We start from the raw sequence: 1,391 nt of genomic DNA, 5'->3' as shown, positions 1-1,391 counted from the left end.
TAGTCATGGTCGGAAGAAAATTCCGACCATTTTTTATGTTTTAAAGACTTTAGCAGGATCTCCGCCTGCGAAAACAATCAGAATAGCTGTAATCATGTCTCGAAGCTCCATTGCGATGCGTCTTTTGGAAGTTTTATAACTCAATTCGTTTGCTTTTTTATAGATCAAAAGTAACATTGATGCAATCATCGTCATGTAAACCATTACCTCAATGCCGTTTTGATTGACAGAAACAAGATGGCTTAGATTGAGTTCCTGCTTAAGAAACCTGAAAAACACTTCGATATCCCATCTTTTTCTATAATAATCTGAAATTTCCTTTGCAGAGAGATCAAATTCATTGGTCAAAAACCAAAACTCTTTATTTGTTTTTTCGTTTTTGATGACCACCAAACGAAAATAAGTTTCTACTTTTTCTTCCCTATAATGCAGATTTCCACGCTTGTTTTGGATGGGCTTTCCGGTGTAAAGCTTTACTTTTTTGTCTTTTACCACTTTCCAATCATTCCATTTTTGAGATTTTTTTTCATCAAGGAAAGATTCTGCTTCTTCAAACTTTCGGTTTTCTTTACTTCGGATGATGAATTTCACTGACTTTTCATCAAAATCTTTCATCACCCTTGTAGATTGCAGACCTCTGTCTATCACATAAATATTGCCATGATGCTCCTCTTTTTTCACTTGTTTAAGAATGGCTTCTGGAAGCGCATTTTCCTCTGACGAATATTTTTGATCCGTAAAAACTTCCACTCCGGAAGGTAAAATGCCATCAAAAGAAAAACTGAATTTTACCAGTTTCTTCCCACTTTTCTGGTCGATACCTTCTTTGAGTTTCGAGCAGGTATCGGCAACAATGGTGCTGTCAACCCTTATCAAATTGTATTTTTCGATTTCGGTGTTGGAATAAAGTTCCGAAAATCTTGCGTACATCTGCTCGTAGATTTCTTTAAAATAATTAGAATCGATTTTGGAAAGCCTTTCAGAGATCGAACTTCTTCGCACTTTTTCGTCTTCACCTAAGCCAAATAAAGCCTTGAAACCGCTACTATTAAAGGTGTCTTCCAAAGTTCTCTGGCTTAATTTTTCATTATCGAAAATACAGAACAGGAGCAGATAAAACATTTTCTTTCCGTGAAGCACCTTGCTGTAGTAATCCACTTTTGTACTTGCGGAAAGATGACTTAAAAGCGCTTCGGGGATAAATTCCAGGACTTGCTTGAGTGAGATTTTGTGATCTTTAAAAACAGACATAACTATTTGATTACCAGTTATAAAGATACAAAAACCAATACAAATAAACAAATTAATGTATTGGAAATCAACTGATTAACACTGTTTTTTTCTAAAAAAAACAAAAAAAATCGGAAGAAAAAATCTTCCGACCATGACTA

Annotated in this window: 1 protein-coding gene; it reads right to left on the bottom strand. The window is 34.9% G+C overall.

Annotated elements, in window-relative coordinates; genetic code table 11:
* Positions 1–33: 33 nt before the first annotated feature.
* The gene (locus AXA65_RS17060; RefSeq protein ID WP_063971268.1) at positions 34–1,251 is read right to left on the bottom strand and encodes an IS4 family transposase; all 1,218 of its coding nucleotides are present in this window, start codon (positions 1,249–1,251) and stop codon (positions 34–36) included.
* Positions 1,252–1,391 lie beyond the last annotated feature (140 nt).

This window comes from Chryseobacterium sp. FP211-J200 (genome assembly GCF_001643375.1).
Classification (GTDB): Bacteria; Bacteroidota; Bacteroidia; order Flavobacteriales; family Weeksellaceae; genus Epilithonimonas; species Epilithonimonas ginsengisoli.
The sequence above is the reverse complement of the archived record's forward strand: the minus strand, read 5'-3'. Positions and strand labels throughout refer to the sequence as shown.

Coding starts and splice junctions, on each gene's coding strand:
- AXA65_RS17060 (WP_063971268.1), bottom strand. CDS start 1,251: ATGTCTGTTTTTAAAGATCACAAAATCTCACTCAAGCAAGTCCTGGAA.